The 15,719-nt window shown below is 65.2% G+C and carries 17 protein-coding genes; 7 read left to right on the top strand and 10 right to left on the bottom strand.

Going from position 1 to position 15,719, the window contains the following annotated elements; all coding sequences use genetic code 11:
- The first annotated feature begins 167 nt into the window (after nucleotides 1-167).
- On the top strand, nucleotides 168-689 hold the full coding sequence (locus tag QQL24_RS28300; protein WP_284315656.1) for a hypothetical protein: 522 nt from the start codon (nucleotides 168-170) through the stop codon (nucleotides 687-689).
- A 1-nt stretch (nucleotide 690) separates the two neighbouring features.
- Here the strand turns inward: QQL24_RS28300 and QQL24_RS28295 are convergent, their stop codons facing one another.
- Nucleotides 691-1,224: a 2,4'-dihydroxyacetophenone dioxygenase family protein gene (locus QQL24_RS28295; protein WP_284315655.1), complete on the bottom strand. Its 534-nt coding sequence runs from the start codon at nucleotides 1,222-1,224 to the stop codon at nucleotides 691-693.
- Between the two features lie 4 nt (nucleotides 1,225-1,228).
- Nucleotides 1,229-1,933 (bottom strand): SDR family NAD(P)-dependent oxidoreductase, encoded by a 705-nt coding sequence (locus QQL24_RS28290; protein ID WP_284315654.1) that lies wholly within the window; start codon nucleotides 1,931-1,933, stop codon nucleotides 1,229-1,231.
- Between the two features lie 284 nt (nucleotides 1,934-2,217).
- On the opposite strand from QQL24_RS28290, the gene QQL24_RS28285 reads away from it, so the two are divergent.
- Nucleotides 2,218-3,468 (top strand): ROK family protein, encoded by a 1,251-nt coding sequence (locus QQL24_RS28285; RefSeq protein ID WP_284315653.1) that lies wholly within the window; start codon nucleotides 2,218-2,220, stop codon nucleotides 3,466-3,468.
- A gap of 85 nt (nucleotides 3,469-3,553) precedes the next feature.
- Here QQL24_RS28285 and QQL24_RS28280 read toward each other — a convergent pair whose 3' ends face one another.
- The 6 genes from QQL24_RS28280 to QQL24_RS28255 form a co-directional block, all read right to left on the bottom strand.
- Nucleotides 3,554-4,165, bottom strand: coding sequence for a biotin transporter BioY (locus QQL24_RS28280; RefSeq protein WP_284315652.1), 612 nt, complete (start codon nucleotides 4,163-4,165; stop codon nucleotides 3,554-3,556).
- A 113-nt stretch (nucleotides 4,166-4,278) separates the two neighbouring features.
- Entirely contained in the window at nucleotides 4,279-4,500 is a 222-nt protein-coding gene (locus tag QQL24_RS28275; protein ID WP_284315651.1) for a hypothetical protein, read from the bottom strand.
- On the bottom strand, nucleotides 4,501-5,355 hold the full coding sequence (locus QQL24_RS28270; RefSeq protein WP_284315650.1) for a 23S rRNA (adenine(2030)-N(6))-methyltransferase RlmJ: 855 nt from the start codon (nucleotides 5,353-5,355) through the stop codon (nucleotides 4,501-4,503).
- Complete coding sequence (locus QQL24_RS28265; RefSeq protein WP_284315649.1) at nucleotides 5,352-6,548, bottom strand: low temperature requirement protein A; 1,197 nt, start codon at nucleotides 6,546-6,548, stop codon at nucleotides 5,352-5,354. The genes QQL24_RS28270 and QQL24_RS28265 overlap by 4 nt, the downstream gene beginning before the upstream one ends.
- A 170-nt stretch (nucleotides 6,549-6,718) precedes the next feature.
- The gene (locus QQL24_RS28260; protein ID WP_284315648.1) at nucleotides 6,719-7,069 is read right to left on the bottom strand and encodes a cupin domain-containing protein; all 351 of its coding nucleotides are present in this window, start codon (nucleotides 7,067-7,069) and stop codon (nucleotides 6,719-6,721) included.
- 230 nt (nucleotides 7,070-7,299) lie between these two features.
- Complete coding sequence (locus tag QQL24_RS28255; RefSeq protein ID WP_284315647.1) at nucleotides 7,300-7,743, bottom strand: hypothetical protein; 444 nt, start codon at nucleotides 7,741-7,743, stop codon at nucleotides 7,300-7,302.
- Nucleotides 7,744-8,002: 259 nt separating this feature from the next.
- Between QQL24_RS28255 and QQL24_RS28250 the strand changes: the two genes are divergently transcribed.
- The 4 genes from QQL24_RS28250 to QQL24_RS28235 all read left to right on the top strand — a co-directional run bounded on the left by QQL24_RS28250 (nucleotide 8,003) and on the right by QQL24_RS28235 (nucleotide 11,517).
- Nucleotides 8,003-8,800 carry a phosphodiesterase gene (locus QQL24_RS28250; protein WP_284315646.1) on the top strand — a complete coding sequence of 266 codons (798 nt, stop codon included), beginning with the start codon at nucleotides 8,003-8,005 and terminating at the stop codon, nucleotides 8,798-8,800.
- Between the two features lie 56 nt (nucleotides 8,801-8,856).
- Complete coding sequence (locus QQL24_RS28245; protein WP_284315645.1) at nucleotides 8,857-9,318, top strand: GFA family protein; 462 nt, start codon at nucleotides 8,857-8,859, stop codon at nucleotides 9,316-9,318.
- 264 nt (nucleotides 9,319-9,582) lie between these two features.
- On the top strand, nucleotides 9,583-10,797 hold the full coding sequence (locus QQL24_RS28240; protein ID WP_284315862.1) for a type III PLP-dependent enzyme domain-containing protein: 1,215 nt from the start codon (nucleotides 9,583-9,585) through the stop codon (nucleotides 10,795-10,797).
- A gap of 405 nt (nucleotides 10,798-11,202) precedes the next feature.
- Nucleotides 11,203-11,517 carry a hypothetical protein gene (locus tag QQL24_RS28235; protein ID WP_284315644.1) on the top strand — a complete coding sequence of 105 codons (315 nt, stop codon included), beginning with the start codon at nucleotides 11,203-11,205 and terminating at the stop codon, nucleotides 11,515-11,517.
- A 42-nt stretch (nucleotides 11,518-11,559) separates the two neighbouring features.
- On the opposite strand, the gene QQL24_RS28230 is transcribed toward QQL24_RS28235, so the two are convergent.
- Nucleotides 11,560-11,988 (bottom strand): MerR family transcriptional regulator, encoded by a 429-nt coding sequence (locus QQL24_RS28230; RefSeq protein ID WP_284315643.1) that lies wholly within the window; start codon nucleotides 11,986-11,988, stop codon nucleotides 11,560-11,562.
- 82 nt (nucleotides 11,989-12,070) lie between these two features.
- Between QQL24_RS28230 and QQL24_RS28225 the strand changes: the two genes are divergently transcribed.
- On the top strand, nucleotides 12,071-14,332 hold the full coding sequence (locus QQL24_RS28225) for a heavy metal translocating P-type ATPase (RefSeq protein WP_284315642.1): 2,262 nt from the start codon (nucleotides 12,071-12,073) through the stop codon (nucleotides 14,330-14,332).
- 300 nt (nucleotides 14,333-14,632) lie between these two features.
- Here the strand turns inward: QQL24_RS28225 and QQL24_RS28220 are convergent, their stop codons facing one another.
- Nucleotides 14,633-15,412, bottom strand: a complete 780-nt coding sequence (locus QQL24_RS28220; RefSeq protein WP_284315641.1) for a hypothetical protein — start codon at nucleotides 15,410-15,412, stop codon at nucleotides 14,633-14,635.
- Nucleotides 15,413-15,719 lie beyond the last annotated feature (307 nt).

The raw sequence follows: 15,719 nt of genomic DNA, 5'->3' as shown, positions 1-15,719 counted from the left end.
GCCCTGTGCAACTTTTTCTTTCGGCATGCCGCGGCTGCGCGCCCGCCTTGCAGGCGCCTTTTTTATTCGCCTACGATGTCCCGGATATTTTGCGGATTGGCCCTGTCGCTGTTCCGCGCTCCTGCTATATCGCTAGCAGTGATCCGAACGCCGCAGTGGAGGTAATCATGCGCTTGATGGTGGCAGCATTCCTAATGGGCAGCATGCTGTGCATGCCGGCTCTCGCCACCGAGAAGCCAGCGCCGGTAGTCCCTCCGGCGGCGGAAGCCAAGCCTGAGGCGGCCAAGCCCGAGGCGCCCAAACCCGAGACAACGAAACCGGCGGCAAAGCCCCTTCATGTCCCAGCGAACAAGCCTGTCGACTATGGCGACATGCGCTGCGCTTTCGCCGTGCGGCATCGCGACGTGCTGGACAGCCAGATCATTGCCTGGGCGGGCGGCTTCCTGGAGGGCTATGCCAGGGCCAATCCCGAGCATGTCAACAATGCCCGCCTGACCGAGCTCACGGACCCTTCCGTGCTGCGCACGCATATCCGCGGCTACTGCCTGAAGCATAAGGAGAAGTCGATCGAGGCGGCTCTCCTCGCCATGATGCCGCGTGCCGCGCACCCGACCGAGACACCGGTCGCGCCGGCTCCGCATCCGGCGGCCCCGGCGCCGCAGAAACCCGCCCCGCCCAAGCCGCAGTAAGTCAGCGGCGGATGAACTGGTCGACGTAATCCGCGCCCAGCCCGTTGGCGGTGTAATGGGCGCGGCACATGTCGATCTTCGAGAACACATCCTCGAAGCCCGTCACCTTGCCCCAGGGATCGACATAGATCATGGCGCCGGTGATGTGGAACAGGGTGATCATCTCCGGGCAATCGTCGGGCACCACCAGCGTGTGCGTCTCGCCCGGCGGCTCGAAGACATAGGAGCCGGTCTCGGCCACCCAGTCATGTTCGAGATAGTGCCAGCGCCCGCGCAGCACGTGGCCATGCACGGGTGCCGGATGGCGGTGGCGCGACAGCACGCCAGACTTGCGCACGCGCAGCAGGTTGACCCAATAGCCCTGCCCCACATGCAGGCAGAGTGGGCGGAACCAGACATTCTCCATCTGCGGCACCCAGACGCGCTCGTCCTCCGGCAGCACCTGCGGCACCACGATCTCCGGCGCGGCCTCCCCCGGCATCGGCAACTGGTAGGGCATCTTGCTCTGGTCGAGCTTGCGGTCGATCTCGTTCATGACATCATCCGATCAGATAGCCGCCGTCGACGGGCAGGATCACCCCCGTCACGAAGGCGGCGGCAGGGGAACACAGGAACATCACCGGGCCGGTAAGGTCGGCGAGCTTGCCCCAGCGGCCCAGCGGCGTGCGCGCCACGATAGGGCCGCTGCGGACGGGATCCTCCACCAGCGCCCGGGTCAGCGGCGTCTCGATCCAGCCCGGCGCGATGGCATTGACGCGGATGCCCTCCCCGGCCCAGGCGATGGCGAGCGACTTGGTCAATTGCGCGATGCCGCCCTTGCTGGCGCTGTAGGCCGGCACCAGGCCGCCGCCGAAGAAGGACAGCATCGAGGCTAGGTTGACGACGGATCCGGCGCCGGAAGCGGCAAGCAACGGACGGCAGGCCGCACACAGGCGCATGGTGCCGTTGAGGTTGATGTCGACGACATCCTCGAACACCGCCGGATCGTGCTCGGCGCCGCGGCGAATCACACCCGCAGCATTCACGAGGATGTCGAGCCGCTGGAGGCTCGCCGCCAGGGCCGTCACGGCCGCCGCATCCCGGACATCGAGGTCGACGGTTCTGAGTCCCGCCGCGGCCTCGCCCGGCAGGCCGGCGGCCACCACCTCGGCGCCGGCCTCGGCGAAGGCTTCGGCGATCGCCGCCCCGATGCCGCTAGTGCCGCCGCTGACGAGGACGGCGTGACGGCTGAAGTCGAACTGCATGCGGCGTCCCACCCTGTTCTCAAGGCGACGAGCACGCCCTCAAAGATCAGACAATACCGGGGGGCATGCGTCAATGCAGGCATGGCCAAGCATGCGCCGCAGCCGGGCACAAGCAGAAATTTCGGCGGGAGCCGACAAAATACCGTGAATACTCAAAATCCCTGACAGATCTTTCGCCGCCCTTGATGCTTGACTTACAGCTCCAACTTGCATTTACTAAGCGGTAATGAATAAAAGGCGCTTTGGCATTGTCCTGGGGTGCCTGAGGAAACGGGGAGGGAGCCATGACGTCCGCGTCGATGGCGGAGCGGGGACTGACATCCGCGCGGATCCGTCACTACCACCACCGTATCGTGCTGCAGCGCCTGCGCCGTCTGGGTGAAGCCTCGAAGGCTGACCTTGCCCGCGCCGCCAACCTCACCAACACCGCCATCGGCGAGATCGTCTCGGACCTGCAATCCTACGGGCTGATCTCGGTGGTCGGCAAGCGCTATCACGGCCAGCGTGGCCAACCGGCAACCCTGCTGCGCCTCGAGCCGACCGGCGCCTATGGCATCGGCGTGCGCATCGACCGCAACCGCATCGAGACGGCGCTGGTGGATCTGGGCGGCCACCTCGTCGACAAGCGCTCGCATGACCATCCCCTGCCGCCGCCGCAGGAGGCGCTTGCGCTGATCGCGGCCGATGTCGCGGCGCTTCATGCCACGGCGGAAGGCGCGTCGCCAGGACGTGTCCTGGGTATCGGGCTGGCGCAGCCCTACAATCTCGGCGCCTGGCTCGACCGGCTCAATCTCGATATCCCGGCGCTGGCGCAATGGGACAGTTTCGACTTCTCCGCCGCGCTGCAGGAGGCAACCGGCCTCGACGTGCATGCCGAGAATGACGGCACTGCCGCGGCGATCGCCGAGCTCTTCTACGGCTTCGGCCGCGAGTCCGACGACTTCGTCTATTTCTTCATCGGCCCGGCCATCGGTGGGGGCGTGGTGCTGGCGGGTGATTATCGCCGCGGTGCCACCGGCAATGCCGGCGATGTCGCCGTGCTGCCCGTGCCCCCTTCCCGCCTGCCCTCCACGCCCCCGCCCAAGGGCCCCTTCGACATCCTGCTGGCGCGGGCCTCGGTCGCGGCCCTGATGCGCCATCTCAACTGGCACGGCCACAAGGTCTCCGAACCGAACGAGCTTCCGGCCGCCATTGCCGCCTGCCCGCAAGCGTTGGAGGAATGGATCGCCGATTGCGTGGAAGCGCTGGTCGGGCCGGTGCTGTCGGCGCAGGCGCTGCTCGACGTGCCCAATGTGGTGCTGGACGGGGATCTCGGCACCCCGATCATGAAGGAGATCGTCGCGCGGCTCGAGACCGCCCTGGTGGCCGCCATTCCGGAGGCCCGTAGCGCCCCGACCTTGCGGCTCGGGACCTTCGGCTCGACCGCCCACGCCCTCGGGGCCGCCACTTTGCCGCTGTTCATCGACTTCGCGCCTCGGGCGACCGTCTCGGCAAGCGCTAGGCCGATCGCGGCGCTGGGCGAGACGCGGGCCTGAACGTCACCCTTCAAAGAAACGACCGGCCCGAAGGGGCCGGTCGCGGATTGGTGAAAAGCCTTACGACCCGTTCCCGGAAAGGGGCTCAGCCGCGCAGCTTCGTCAGGCCGGTCCAGCTCAGGCCGATCAGGGCGGCGGCGAGCGCGACCTTGATCAGGTCAGCGAGAAGGAAGGGCGCAATGCCACCGAGCCAGGCACGCTCATAGCCGATGCCGCCCCAGGCGCCGCTGGCGAGCTGGGCGACGAACGCAAGCCAGGCAAAGCCGATCGCCAGCACGAAGATGTCGCCAGCCAGCATGGCGGCGAAGAGCGGCAGGACGCTGTTCCCGACGCGCTCGGCTACGGAGCCGACGAGCCAGGCCGAAACCGGATAAGCCAGCAGATAACCGCCGGTGGTGCCGAGGAAATAGAGCGGCCCGTAGCCCACACCAGCGAAGACGGGCCGCACGAGGCCGGTGGCGAGATAGGCAAGCACCGTCGCCGTACCGAGACGCGCACCGAAGGCAGCGCCGATCAGCGGCACGGCCAGGGTCTGCAGCGTCACCGGCACCGGCCAGAACGGCACCTGCACCTTGGCCGAAATCGTCAGGAGGGCCACGCCCGCCAGCACCAGCAGGACATTACGGACCAGCGGATTGGCCTTCGCCGGCCACAAGGCGCCTGCCAGGGTTGAAGTCGTGGGTTGCGCAGCGCTCATCTCAATCTCCGGAACAAGTGGCTCGCCCCCTTTTTAGCGCCGGTGCGAGACCGGGCAAAGGGGTAGCGATATCTAGCCAACAGAAGCGGCAAACACAGCAAAGAGCAAGGCCTCTATGCCGCGCTCACCGGCAAATCGGATTGCAGCATGTGCGGCAGGTCCGAATCAGGGTCACAGAACCGGGTATCGAGATCGATGCGCAGCGCGCACGGGATGACGCCGGCCTCCTCTCCGCCGACCTGCGAGACCGGTGAGCGCAGGCCGGCATCGAGGATGATCACGTCATCGCGCCGGCGATTCTCATCAAGCCACGCCGCCGAGACCAGATCCGCCACCTATCGCTTCTCCTCTTCCTTCAACCAGTCGAGGCGCAGGAAGCCTTCGCCCTCCCTGGCGAAGAGCGGGGCGAGATAGGTGCCCACGGCGCGCAGTTCCGCGTCGAGCTTCCAGGGCGGATTGAGGATGATCATGCCGCAGCCGTTCAGGCGGTCGATGCGCTGCACCTTGTAGCGGCTGAGCTCGAAACGCAGGATACGGCCCGCCGGCAGCGCGGCGAGCTTGCGGGCGAAGCTCTCTACCTCGCGCATGCCCTTGATCGGATACCAGACGACGTAGATGCCCGTGGCCCAGCGCTTCAGCGCGACGGCAAGGCTGTCGGCGATGACCTTGAACTCATTGTCCTCCTCATAGGGCGGATCGATGAGCACGAGGCCGCGGCGCTCTGGCGGTGGCAGCAGGCCCGGCAGCAGCTTCCAGGCATCGCCTTCGATCACCTTGACGCGCTTGCTGCGTTCGAAATTGCGGCTGAGAAGGCCGGCGTCCTCCGGATGCTTCTCGCAGAAGACGAGATGGTCCTGTGCCCGCGTGAGGTCCGCGGCGATCCAGGGGGAGCCGGGATAGAGCGGCGGCTTCTGCGCCATCAGGATGTTCGTGAGCGCCAGCCAGGGCTCGATGAGCTCGGCCACATCCGGTGGGGGCGGTTGCTGCCCGACGAGCGCCACGCCCTCTTCCCACTCGCCGGTGCGCTGGGCCTCATTCCCATCGAGATTGTAGAGCCCGGTGCCGGCATGGGTGTCGATGACGCGGAAAGGCGCATCCTTGGCCTTGAGATGGACGAGGATGCGCGCCAGCACGATATGCTTGAGCACATCGGCGAAATTGCCGGCATGGAAAGCGTGGCGGTAATTCATGAGGCGTGACGCTCAGCTGGGGCCCGGCTCTTGCGGCTGACGAAGCCTTCCCACACCGCAACCGCGAGCACGATCACCGTGGTGATGCCGCTGATCATCAGGAGATCGGTGCTGAGGCTGAAGGGTGCGGCAAGGGCCAGCGCCAGGAGCCCGGCGATGTGGGAGATGGGGACGCGCCCATAGATCAGGCGCTTGTAGATGGCGTTGCCGACCAGATAGATCGCCGGGCCGCCATAGATCACGGCGAGGCTGGCGATGTCGACCGGCTGGTCGGGATGCTTGATCGAGAGATCGTTGCCCACGGCCGCGACGATCACGCCCGCCACCAGCAGCACGTGGAGATAATGGATATAGGCGCCGAGCTGCCCGGGATTATCCGATTCCACGATCACCTCGGTGGCGTCGCGCGTCGAGGTGTCGAAATAGACCCACCACATCGCGATGCTGCCCACGAAGGCGACCAGGAAGGCGATCAGGGCAGGCAGTTCCCAGGCCTCCGACTCGGACAAGGTGGCGCCCGTCACCAGGATGGATTCGCCCAGCGCCACGATGACGAAGAGGGCGCAGCGCTCGACGAGATGGCCGCCCTCGATGGTCCATTCGCTGCCTGAATGCGAGCGGCCGAGGATGGGAAGCCACAGGCCGAACATCGGTGCGAAATATTCGCAGCCGACGGCGATCACCCACAACACGATGCGGAGGGGTCCCTCCGCCAGGCCGCCGGCGATCCAGAAGCAGCCGGCAATGACGCTCCAGATCAGCAGACGCTGGAAGTTGGCGGTGAGCGGGCTGCCGCGCCCGAGCTGGGCGAGCGCGAAGGCGGATCGGCCGACCTGCATCGCCGCGATGCAGCAGGCGAAGATCAGCCCCCTCTCCTTGAACGCCTCGGGAATGGCGGCGGCCATCACCAGCCCGACAGCCATCAGCACGAAGAGGCAGAGGCGGATCGGCGTCTTCTCGGGATCGAACCAGTTGGTGAACCAGCAGGTATATTGCCAGACCAGCCAGACGGCGAACCACAGGATCAGGGTTTCGAGGGCGCCGCCCCAGCTGAGATGATGCAGCAAGGAGTGCGAAAGCTGCGTCACCGCGAAGACATAGACGAGGTCGAAGAAGAGTTCCGCATAGGAAACACGCGCCTCATGACCATCGCGTTCGCGCAGAATGCTGCTATTCCCCGGCGCTGCCGTCATCGTCTCGGATTCCCCTTGCCGGGATTCATATCGCCGGGAATAGCGGTAGGTGGCAAGAGATTAAGCACCGTCATCCCGGACGAGCGCAGCGAGATCCGGGACCGTCAACCGAAAAGAGCCTCATTCCACTCACGGTCCCGGATCTCGCTGCGCTCGTCCGGGATGACGGCTTAGATTCGGATGACGTAGCTTTTGCGGGTGGTTTCCACCACTTCCCAGGTTCCTACGAAGCCGGGCTCCAGGATTATCGTGTCCCCCGGCCCGAGCTCGACCGGCGGTCCGCCGTCGGGCGTGACGATGGAGCGGCCCTCCAGCACCGTGCAGCTCTCCCACTCCTCATAGACGATGCGCCAGCGCCCTGGCGTCGCCTCCCAGATGCCGCCGAAGGTCTTGCCGTTGGCGCTCTCATAGCTGTTCCAGGTGCGGAAGGCGGGGTTGCCCGTCTCCAGCCTCTCGGGCTTGGGGGCGCCGGCCTCGGCCTCGCCTTCGCCCGTGCCCGCGAATTTCACCCAGAGAGCCATGTCGGTTTACCGTCGGTATGAAGATGGAACGGGCACGACAGCCTTGCTGCCGCGCTGTCTGAGGGCAGGGATGGAAATTGCGCAGCCTTGTGGCCAAAGGCCAAGCCGGGCGACCAGGTCAACGACAGGATATAGAGGTCGAAGTCACCCGGGAGCGCCGCCCCGGATCTCGCGTGCGGAAAGCTTCCCACTCGCCACCACGAGCAAGAGGGCGGCGAGCGGGAAGCGGATCACGGACGCGCCATCTTGCAAGCCGGCGCATAAGCGAGGTTATGGTCTGTGCCGTCGAGGCACCACTCCACGCCCCAGCTGAAGCCGATCCAGCCGGTGTCCTCGGCGATCGAATAGGAGACGCGGCGGTAGTGGCCGTCGGACGTCAGGGCGCGGGCCACGCAGAAGCGGCGCGGAATATAGTCGGTGCCCCAGGGCGAGAACGCGATCTGGTGCGACTCGTCGATCTGCTGAATCGTCAGCGTGGATTTCCAGTAATTGGCCTCCTTGGCGTCGAAGCGCGAGACGATCCTGCCCGTCACGGCCGGATCGCTGCATTGCGGCAACACGCCGTCGTAGTTCGGGCCAGACAGCCAGAAGTTCTTCTCCAGGGCCGAGGCGGCAAGCGCCGGCACGCAGGAAGCAGCCAGCAAAGCGGCGGCAACAAAACCGGCAATACGCATGATGAGAATCCTTGATTGATCAACTGATTGACTCTGTGCGTGGCAAGGCCGGTCGTCAAGCGGCATGCCGCTATATCCTGCCACGGAATTGCCGTCTTTCGCTATAGGCAGCGTGGTTGCATCCGGCGTGAGATTTCCTTTTTTATAGGCTTGGTGTTTTTGTGCCGATCCAGCACAGGCTCTCCCCTTCCCTCTTGGCAGAATCCCCCACGGCATGGAAGCCTTGCGCCGTCATCTCCCCGCAAGGCATTCCGACGTCATGCTGATCGCCCAACTTTCCGACCCGCATCTGAGGCCCAAAGGCGTGCTCTATCACGGCATCGTCGACTCCAACGCCATGTTCGCAGCGGCAATCGAGCACCTCAACGGCCTCTCGCCCCAACCGGATCTCGTCCTCGTCAGCGGCGATATCGTGGATGAAGGGGCGCCGGCGGAATACGAGTTCGCGCGTGAGCTGCTCTCCGCCATCCGTCAGCCGCTGCTGGTCATTCCCGGCAATCACGATGAGCGCGAAGCCTTCCGCCGGAGCTTTGCCGACTTCGACACCACCAGCCGGTCGGGGCCCCTGCATTTCGCGGCAGGCGACTTCGGCCCGGTGCGCATCCTCGGCGTCGACGTCACCGTGCCCGGCCTCCATCACGGCGATTTCGACGATGACGCCGCCGCCTGGCTGGAGCAGCAGCTCGCCGCGGCTCCGGGCCGGCCGACCATCGTGATGATGCACCAGCCGCCCTTTGCCTGCGGTATTCCCTATGTCGACGAGTATTGGTGCCGCAATGGCGAGCGGCTGGCGGCGCTGATTGCGCGCTTCCCCAATGTCGAACGCATCGCCTGCGGCCACGTACATCGCTTCATGCAGTTGCGCTTCGGGGGCACCCTGCTGTGTACCGCGCCGAGCACCACGACGGCCATCGCGCTGCGGTTCCAGGCCGATGCTGAGCCGGCTTCCTATCTCGAGCCGCCAGCCTTCCTGCTGCATCACTGGAAGGAGGACGCCGGCCTCGTCACCCATCTGGTGCCGATCGGACGATTTCCGGGGCCGTTCGATTTCGCGTGAAGCCACCCGGCGAACATGCTTAGTTCGGCTCAATAATCAGGGAGGAACCGACGCTGATGTCCAAGCTGTCCATGAAGGGCCAATGCCGTTGCGGCCAGTGCCGTTTCGAAGTGCGCGCCCAGCCCCTGATGGCCTCGGCCTGCCATTGCCGCGGCTGCCAGCGCATGACGGCAAGCGCCTATTCGCTGACCCTGACGGTACCGAGCAAGGGCTTCGCTGTCACCGCCGGCGAACCGGTGATCGGCGGCCTGCACGGCACCACCGGCCATTATTTCTGCCCCTATTGTATGAGCTGGATGTTCACCCGCGCGGACGGATTCGAGGATTTCGTCAATGTGCGCCCTACCCTGCTCGACGACCACAGCTGGTTCTGGCCCTATATCGAGGTGAACACCGCCGAGAAGATCACCTGGGCGATGACTTCCGCCATCCACAGCTATCCCAAGGAGCCGGACTTCATTGAATATCCAGCGCTGATTGCCGAATACACCAAGCACGGCGCCCGGGCGCCGCTGTAGAGCGCGGCCGGTGAAAGGCTCGGGCTTGAACGCCCACGCGCCAACTTTGCCCAGCCAGGCGCAGGATTGGAGTGGCGATTTCCAATCGCCATCTTGGAAACGTCGTGTATGCAGGAGAGGACGATGGCAGTCGGAGACTGCCACTCCGTGTTTAGTGCGCCTACCCGCACACCCTGTCACATTTTCGTCAGGAAACCGGGTTGTTTTGCGACTGCACCGAAGAGGCTTAAAACGGGCGTCATGAAGAACAGCGTCGATTCGACCATGCAGAAATTCCCGACCGCCCGCGAGGCCGCTTTGGCGCTGCGTCCGGATGAGCCCGTCTATGGCTTCCGCCCGCAGGTTCTGGCCGCCGATGCGCGCGAATTCATGGCGCTCTTCCCCGGCAAGACCGCCTATGCGGTCAAGACCAATGGCGAGCCGATGATCCTGAAGGTGCTGGCCGAGGCTGGCATCAAGAGTTTCGATGTGGCCAGCCCAGCCGAGTTCGAGGCGGCGCGCGAGGCATCGCCGGGTTGCGAGCTCCTCTACATGCATCCGGTGAAGGCGCAGTCGCATATCCGCCTGGCGCTGGAGACCTACGGCATCCGCGACCTCTCGCTCGACCATGAGGACGAGGTCGCCAAGATCCTGCGCATCGTGCGGGCGCTCGATATCCCGCCCGAAGAAATCACGCTGTTCCTGCGCCTCGCCACCAAGGGCGCGGCGGCCTATGAGCTCTCGAAGAAGTTCGGGGCCACGCCCACCCATGCCGTCGAGCTGCTCGATCGCATGGCCGGCATCGGCTTCAAGACCGGCATCGCCTTCCATGTCGGCTCGCAGGTCGAGGATCCAGAGACCTATGAGCGCGGGCTCGCCTCCGTCGCCTGGGTGCGCTCGCGCATCAAGGAGGACATCGTCGAGCTCGATATCGGCGGCGGCTTTCCAGCCCAATACGGCATGGATCCGAAGAAGAAGGGCTCCAACTCCACCACGCCGACCACGCAGGCGCTGATGCGGCAGATCAATGCCGACATCGCCGACTGGAAGCTCGACGACTTGCCGCTGGTGGCCGAGCCTGGCCGCGTGATCGTGGCGCGCTGCCTCTCGGTGCTGGTGCGCGTGATGCTGAAGAAAGGCCAGCGCCTCTATATCAATGACGGCGTCTGGGCCTCGCTCTCCGACTCATGGACAGGCAAGCTGCTGCTCCCGACCCGCTTCATCCCCGATCCCGCCCGCAAGCGCCGCAACGGCTCGCCCGACAAGCTGCTGCCCTTTCGCATCTGCGGCGCCACCTGCGATTCCGTCGACATCCTGACGCGGCCGTTCTACCTGCCCGAGACCATCGACACCGGCGACTGGATCGAGATCGGCCATATCGGCGCCTATTCGCTCGGCCTGCGCACCCGCTTCAATGGCTTCTACCCCGACAAGTTCGTGGAACTGGAAACGCCCTTCGACGAAGAACCGGGTGTGAGCATCCCGATCGCGGCGGAGTGAGCCCCAGCTGCCTCATCAGGTACTCGGCTTGGAGCGGCAGACATGGAAGCCGATGCGACCGCGCTCCAAAGAGAAAACGCGGGCCGCGGAATCGATTGATTTGGCCGTTTCCAACCCCTAGGGTCATGACGTAGTGACGGGTGTCACTATTCTGTAATCTTGGGGGCTCTCTTGTTCCGTTTCCTTGGCATGATTGCCGTTTGTCTTGCTTTGGGCGCCTGCGCCCAGACGTCGGGGCGTATTTCGTTTTCGCCCGCGTCGAATGCCGGCCTCGCTTCGCAGGGATGGGTCGATGCCCATTTTCCCACTGGCTTCATCGATTCTCGCATGCATGTCACAAAATCTCTGATCTGCGCCAACGCGCATTGTGGTGGGGTGGGCTTCGTGGTTACGGGAACAATGCCTATGCCGGCTGCCAGCGCCCAAGGCTACCGGACGGTGATGTCAAATCCGAGCCTGACCGACCGCAAACTGCTCACCGCTATGCAGCTGCTGACGGATGGATCTCCGATTTTCGCGGGCTTCAATGGCCACATCGTGGACGCGCGCAAGAGGCCGAGCTCTATCCTCCTCACCTTCTCGTTCAGCAAATATGTTCCCAATGCCGGACAGGTCTATGGTCTCGCCCGCGCGGATGTCACAGCGAGCGAGGTGTCGGTCATCGTGGCGGGCGCTCCCACGATCGCGAAGGCGCGGCAGCGGCTGAGCCTGGCGCAATAACGACGCCATCCGGGGCTCGCGATAGGCGGAGCCCCCTCTCCTTCAATGATGCTCATGCAGGCACTTGCCGTGGTCGGCGAGGATCTCGATCACGCGGCATTCGTCGACGCGGCCGTGCTCGCAGCCCGTCACCATGCGCTCCAGCTCGGTCTTGAGAGCGAGCAGACTGGCGATGCGCTGTTCGACCTCAACGAGACGGGCGCGGGCGATTGAATCGGCGGTGGCGCAGGATTGCGTCGGATTGTCCTGCAGCTCCAGAAGCGCGCGAATGGAATCGACATCGAAGCCGAGTTCCCGCGCGTGGCGGATGAAGGCAAGGCGCCGCACGTCGCCTTTCTGATAGAGACGCCGATTGCCATCGGTGCGCGGCGGCTCCGGCAGGAGGCCGACCTGTTCGTAATAGCGGATCGTCGGCACTTTCACGCCGCTGCGCCGCGCTGCCTCGCCGATTGCCACGCCTGCGGTGCTCATTTTGCTTGCTCCTCTAGCCACTAGAGGATGTAGATATTCGCGCGAAACATGCAAGGGCTTTGATTTCTCTGGGATTTCGCAAATGACCGCCGTGGCGAAGGAAACACGTTACCGCATCGAGGGCATGGATTGCGCCTCCTGCGCCACCAAGATCGACACCGCCGTGCGCCGTGTGGCAGGCGTTGAGGATGTTTCGGTTTCGGTATCGGCCGGCACCATGACGGTGCAGCATGACGAAAGCCAGGATCTGGCGTTGATCGAGGACCGTGTCCGCGGCCTGGGTTACGGGCTTGTGCCGATGAGCGCTGGCGCCGCCGCGGCTCCCAGGCCGGCTCATGATCACGACCATCACCACGATCACGATCATGACGGGCATGATCACGCGGATCACGACCACGCCGGCCACGCGCATGACCATGGCCATAAGCATCACGACGAGGAAGAGGCGCTCGCCGGCCTGCATGGCCACGACCATGGCCCGAGCACCGGCCCCTGGTGGCAATCCGCCAAGGGGCGGCTGACCATCGCCGCTGCGTTGGCCTTGGTGGCGGCCTACGGCATCGGCCATCTCTTCCCTGGCGTCGAGCGCTGGGTCTTCGATGCCGCCATGCTCGTCGGCCTCGTCCCCATCGCCCGCCGCGCCTTCATGGCGGCACGCTATGGCACGCCCTTCTCCATCGAGATGCTGATGACGATCGCCGCCGTCGGCGCGGTGATCATCGGCGCCAGCGAGGAAGCGGCCACCGTCGTCCTGCTCTTCCTGATCGGCGAACTGCTCGAAGGCGTCGCCGCCGGCAGGGCGCGGGCCAGCATCCAGTCGCTCACCACCTTGGTGCCGAAGACGGCGCTCCTGGAGGAGGACGGCAAGACCCGCGAAGTCGAGGCCGAAACGCTGGCCGTCGGCGCCACCATCCTGGTGCGCCCGGGTGACCGTATCCCGGCGGACGGTGTCATCCTCACGGGCGACAGCGCCATCGACGAGGCCCCGGTCACCGGCGAGAGCACGCCGGTGCGCAAGGGACCGGAAGCCTCCGTCTTTGCCGGCACCATGAATGGCGATGGCGCGCTGCGCATCCGCGTGTCGGCCGCCGCGGCAGACAATACCATTGCCCGCGTGGTCAGGCTGGTCGAGGAGGCGCAGGAAAAGAAGGCGCCCACCGAGCGCTTCATCGACCGTTTCTCGCGCTATTACACCCCGGGCGTGGTGGTGGTCGCGGCGCTCGTCGCCTGCCTGCCGCCCCTGCTCGCCGGCGCCAGCTGGAGCGAATGGATCTACAAGGGCCTGGCCATCCTGCTGATCGGCTGCCCCTGCGCCCTGGTGATCTCGACGCCGGCCGCCATCGCCGCCTCCCTCTCCACCGGGGCACGCCGGGGCCTGCTGCTCAAGGGCGGCGCCGTGCTGGAGACCATCGGCAAGATCACCGCCGCCGCCTTCGACAAGACGGGCACGCTCACCGAGGGCAAGCCCAAGGTGACCGATGTCGTCGCCTTCGGCGGGACGGAATCAGAGGTCTTGCGGCTCGCCGCCGCGCTCGAAACCGGCTCCAGCCATCCGCTCGCCAGCGCCATCCTGGCGAAGGCGAGCGAGCAAGGCCTTGCGGCTCCTAAGGTCGCCGATGCCCGGGCGCTCGCTGGCAAGGGGGTTGTTGGCACGGTGGAGGGCAAGTCCGTGTTCCTCGGCTCGGCCAAGGCGGCAGCGGCGCAGGCCCCCCTGCCCGCCGATGCGCTGGCACGCATCGAGACACTCAACGACGACGGCAAGACGGTGTCGGTGCTGCTCGTCGACGGCGCTCCCGCCGGCCTCATCGCCATGCGCGACGAACCGCGGACCGATGCGCTGGCCGGCCTCGAAGCCCTGCGCCAGGCCGGCGTGCGCACGCTGATGCTCACCGGCGACAATACGCGCACCGCCACGGCCATCGGCAAGACCTTGGGGCTGGAGGTCCATGCCGAATTGCTGCCCGAGGACAAGCAGCGCATCGTCAACGAGCTGCGCCGGCAGGGGCAGATGGTCGCAAAGATCGGCGACGGTATCAACGACGCGCCGGCCCTCGCGGCAGCCGATGTCGGCATCGCCATGGGCGGCGGCACCGATGTGGCGCTGGAGACGGCCGACGCCGCCGTTCTGCATGGCCGCGTCGCAGATGTCGCCGGCATGGTCGATCTCTCCAAGCGCACCATGGCCAACATCCACCAGAACATCTCAATCGCGCTCGGCCTGAAGGCGGTGTTCCTGGTCACCACCATTGCCGGCCTCACCGGCCTGTGGCCCGCCATCCTGGCCGATACCGGCGCGACGGTGCTGGTGACGATGAATGCATTGAGGCTGTTGAAGGTTCGCTGAAGCCCGGAGTGCCGGCAGTTGCCCATAGGTACTAATTTTGCCGGCTGAGGCGGGGGATCGGAGTGTCGATCACCGATCGACAATCTTGGAGACGGGACGTTTTTACCGAGCAGGAAGATGGCGATCGGTGATCGCCACTCCAATCCTGCGCCTCGCCCGGCAAAGCCAGCGCCCATGGGCAGCCTGCCGGCGCGCCAAGATAAGGGGCCTTCGTTCTTGCGAGCGCAGCGAACACCGATTGGCAGGGCCGTTGCTCTTCAGCCTCTCAGCGCCGCTGGCCAATCGCAACGTTTCCCTGGCCTATCTTGCCGTTGCCAGTTCGCCCACGAACTCATACGTCCCGATATGCCCGATCTTGAACCATGGGCAGGCGAAGATGCGCACGCCGATGGCGCGGGCATCCTGGCAAAAGGCAAAATCCTCGCCGGCAAAGCCGCCATCGGGCATGCGGCCACCCGAGAAGAAGGCATGCCCGCCCGCCACGATGCCGCTGGTCAGCAGCCATTCGGGATGGGCGTTGCGCAGGGCTTCGAACACCTCGCGGCGGATCAGCATCAAGCCGGTGCCGACGCCGCTGACTTCGATCGGCTCGTCGAAGACGTCCACGCCGTCGCTGGCAGCCTCCGCCGCCAGCAATTCCGGGGTCGAGACATAGACCGCGCCCCTCTCGGCCAGGCGTTCCGGCGGTAGGCCCGGTTGCTCACGGGCGATACGGGCAATGCGCGGCCAATCGAAGGTCTTGCCCGGGCAGATCGCGCCAATAACGTCGCAGGAGGAATGGCCGAGCATGCGCAATACATCTTCGACGCGAAAGCGCATGTCGGCGTCGATGAACAGCAGATGCGTCGCCGTCGTCTTCCTCAAGAAGTAATCCGCCAGGATGTTGCGCGCGAGTGCGATGATCGAGCTCTTCTCGGCCGTGGCGAAGGAGATGCTGATGCCCAATTCCCTCAGCGTCACCACCAGCTTCAGCAGACTGTCGACATAGCCCATCTTGCACGAGCCCTCATAGGCCGGCGTGGCGATGCAGATCGACGCCGGCAGGCCGGCATGGGCGGAAATGGGCTGTTCGGCACTCATGCATATCTCCCCTGTCCTGGCTGGACACGAGACGCCTTTGCATGGCCCAACCGCCGCCGTCCAGTGGCAACGCGTCTTCGGAGCCTGACTCAAAAGTTGTGAAGAAGCCGAGGGAGGCGCAGATTTTGTCATACCCGGGCTTGTCCCGGGTATCCAGACACCGCCTTTCCGACGTTTGCGCTTCCCTGGATTGCCGGGACAAGCCCGGCAATGACAAAAAGCCGAGGTTCCGTCGACTTTTCGGTCAGGCTCTTCATTCTACTGTGTCACGAAGTTCGTTGATATGGTGTTTTTGCTGCTCTGGCCT

It is taken from the genome of Labrys miyagiensis (assembly GCF_030160835.1).
Classification (GTDB): Bacteria; Pseudomonadota; Alphaproteobacteria; order Rhizobiales; family Labraceae; genus Labrys; species Labrys miyagiensis.
The sequence above is the reverse complement of the archived record's forward strand: the minus strand, read 5'-3'. Positions and strand labels throughout refer to the sequence as shown.

Coding starts and splice junctions, on each gene's coding strand:
- QQL24_RS28300 (WP_284315656.1), top strand. CDS start 168: ATGCGCTTGATGGTGGCAGCATTCCTAATGGGCAGCATGCTGTGCATG.
- QQL24_RS28295 (WP_284315655.1), bottom strand. CDS start 1,224: ATGAACGAGATCGACCGCAAGCTCGACCAGAGCAAGATGCCCTACCAG.
- QQL24_RS28290 (WP_284315654.1), bottom strand. CDS start 1,933: ATGCAGTTCGACTTCAGCCGTCACGCCGTCCTCGTCAGCGGCGGCACT.
- QQL24_RS28285 (WP_284315653.1), top strand. CDS start 2,218: ATGACGTCCGCGTCGATGGCGGAGCGGGGACTGACATCCGCGCGGATC.
- QQL24_RS28280 (WP_284315652.1), bottom strand. CDS start 4,165: ATGAGCGCTGCGCAACCCACGACTTCAACCCTGGCAGGCGCCTTGTGG.
- QQL24_RS28270 (WP_284315650.1), bottom strand. CDS start 5,355: ATGAATTACCGCCACGCTTTCCATGCCGGCAATTTCGCCGATGTGCTC.
- QQL24_RS28265 (WP_284315649.1), bottom strand. CDS start 6,548: ATGACGGCAGCGCCGGGGAATAGCAGCATTCTGCGCGAACGCGATGGT.
- QQL24_RS28260 (WP_284315648.1), bottom strand. CDS start 7,069: ATGGCTCTCTGGGTGAAATTCGCGGGCACGGGCGAAGGCGAGGCCGAG.
- QQL24_RS28255 (WP_284315647.1), bottom strand. CDS start 7,743: ATGCGTATTGCCGGTTTTGTTGCCGCCGCTTTGCTGGCTGCTTCCTGC.
- QQL24_RS28250 (WP_284315646.1), top strand. CDS start 8,003: ATGCTGATCGCCCAACTTTCCGACCCGCATCTGAGGCCCAAAGGCGTG.
- QQL24_RS28245 (WP_284315645.1), top strand. CDS start 8,857: ATGTCCAAGCTGTCCATGAAGGGCCAATGCCGTTGCGGCCAGTGCCGT.
- QQL24_RS28240 (WP_284315862.1), top strand. CDS start 9,583: ATGCAGAAATTCCCGACCGCCCGCGAGGCCGCTTTGGCGCTGCGTCCG.
- QQL24_RS28235 (WP_284315644.1), top strand. CDS start 11,203: ATGCCGGCTGCCAGCGCCCAAGGCTACCGGACGGTGATGTCAAATCCG.
- QQL24_RS28230 (WP_284315643.1), bottom strand. CDS start 11,988: ATGAGCACCGCAGGCGTGGCAATCGGCGAGGCAGCGCGGCGCAGCGGC.
- QQL24_RS28225 (WP_284315642.1), top strand. CDS start 12,071: ATGACCGCCGTGGCGAAGGAAACACGTTACCGCATCGAGGGCATGGAT.
- QQL24_RS28220 (WP_284315641.1), bottom strand. CDS start 15,412: ATGAGTGCCGAACAGCCCATTTCCGCCCATGCCGGCCTGCCGGCGTCG.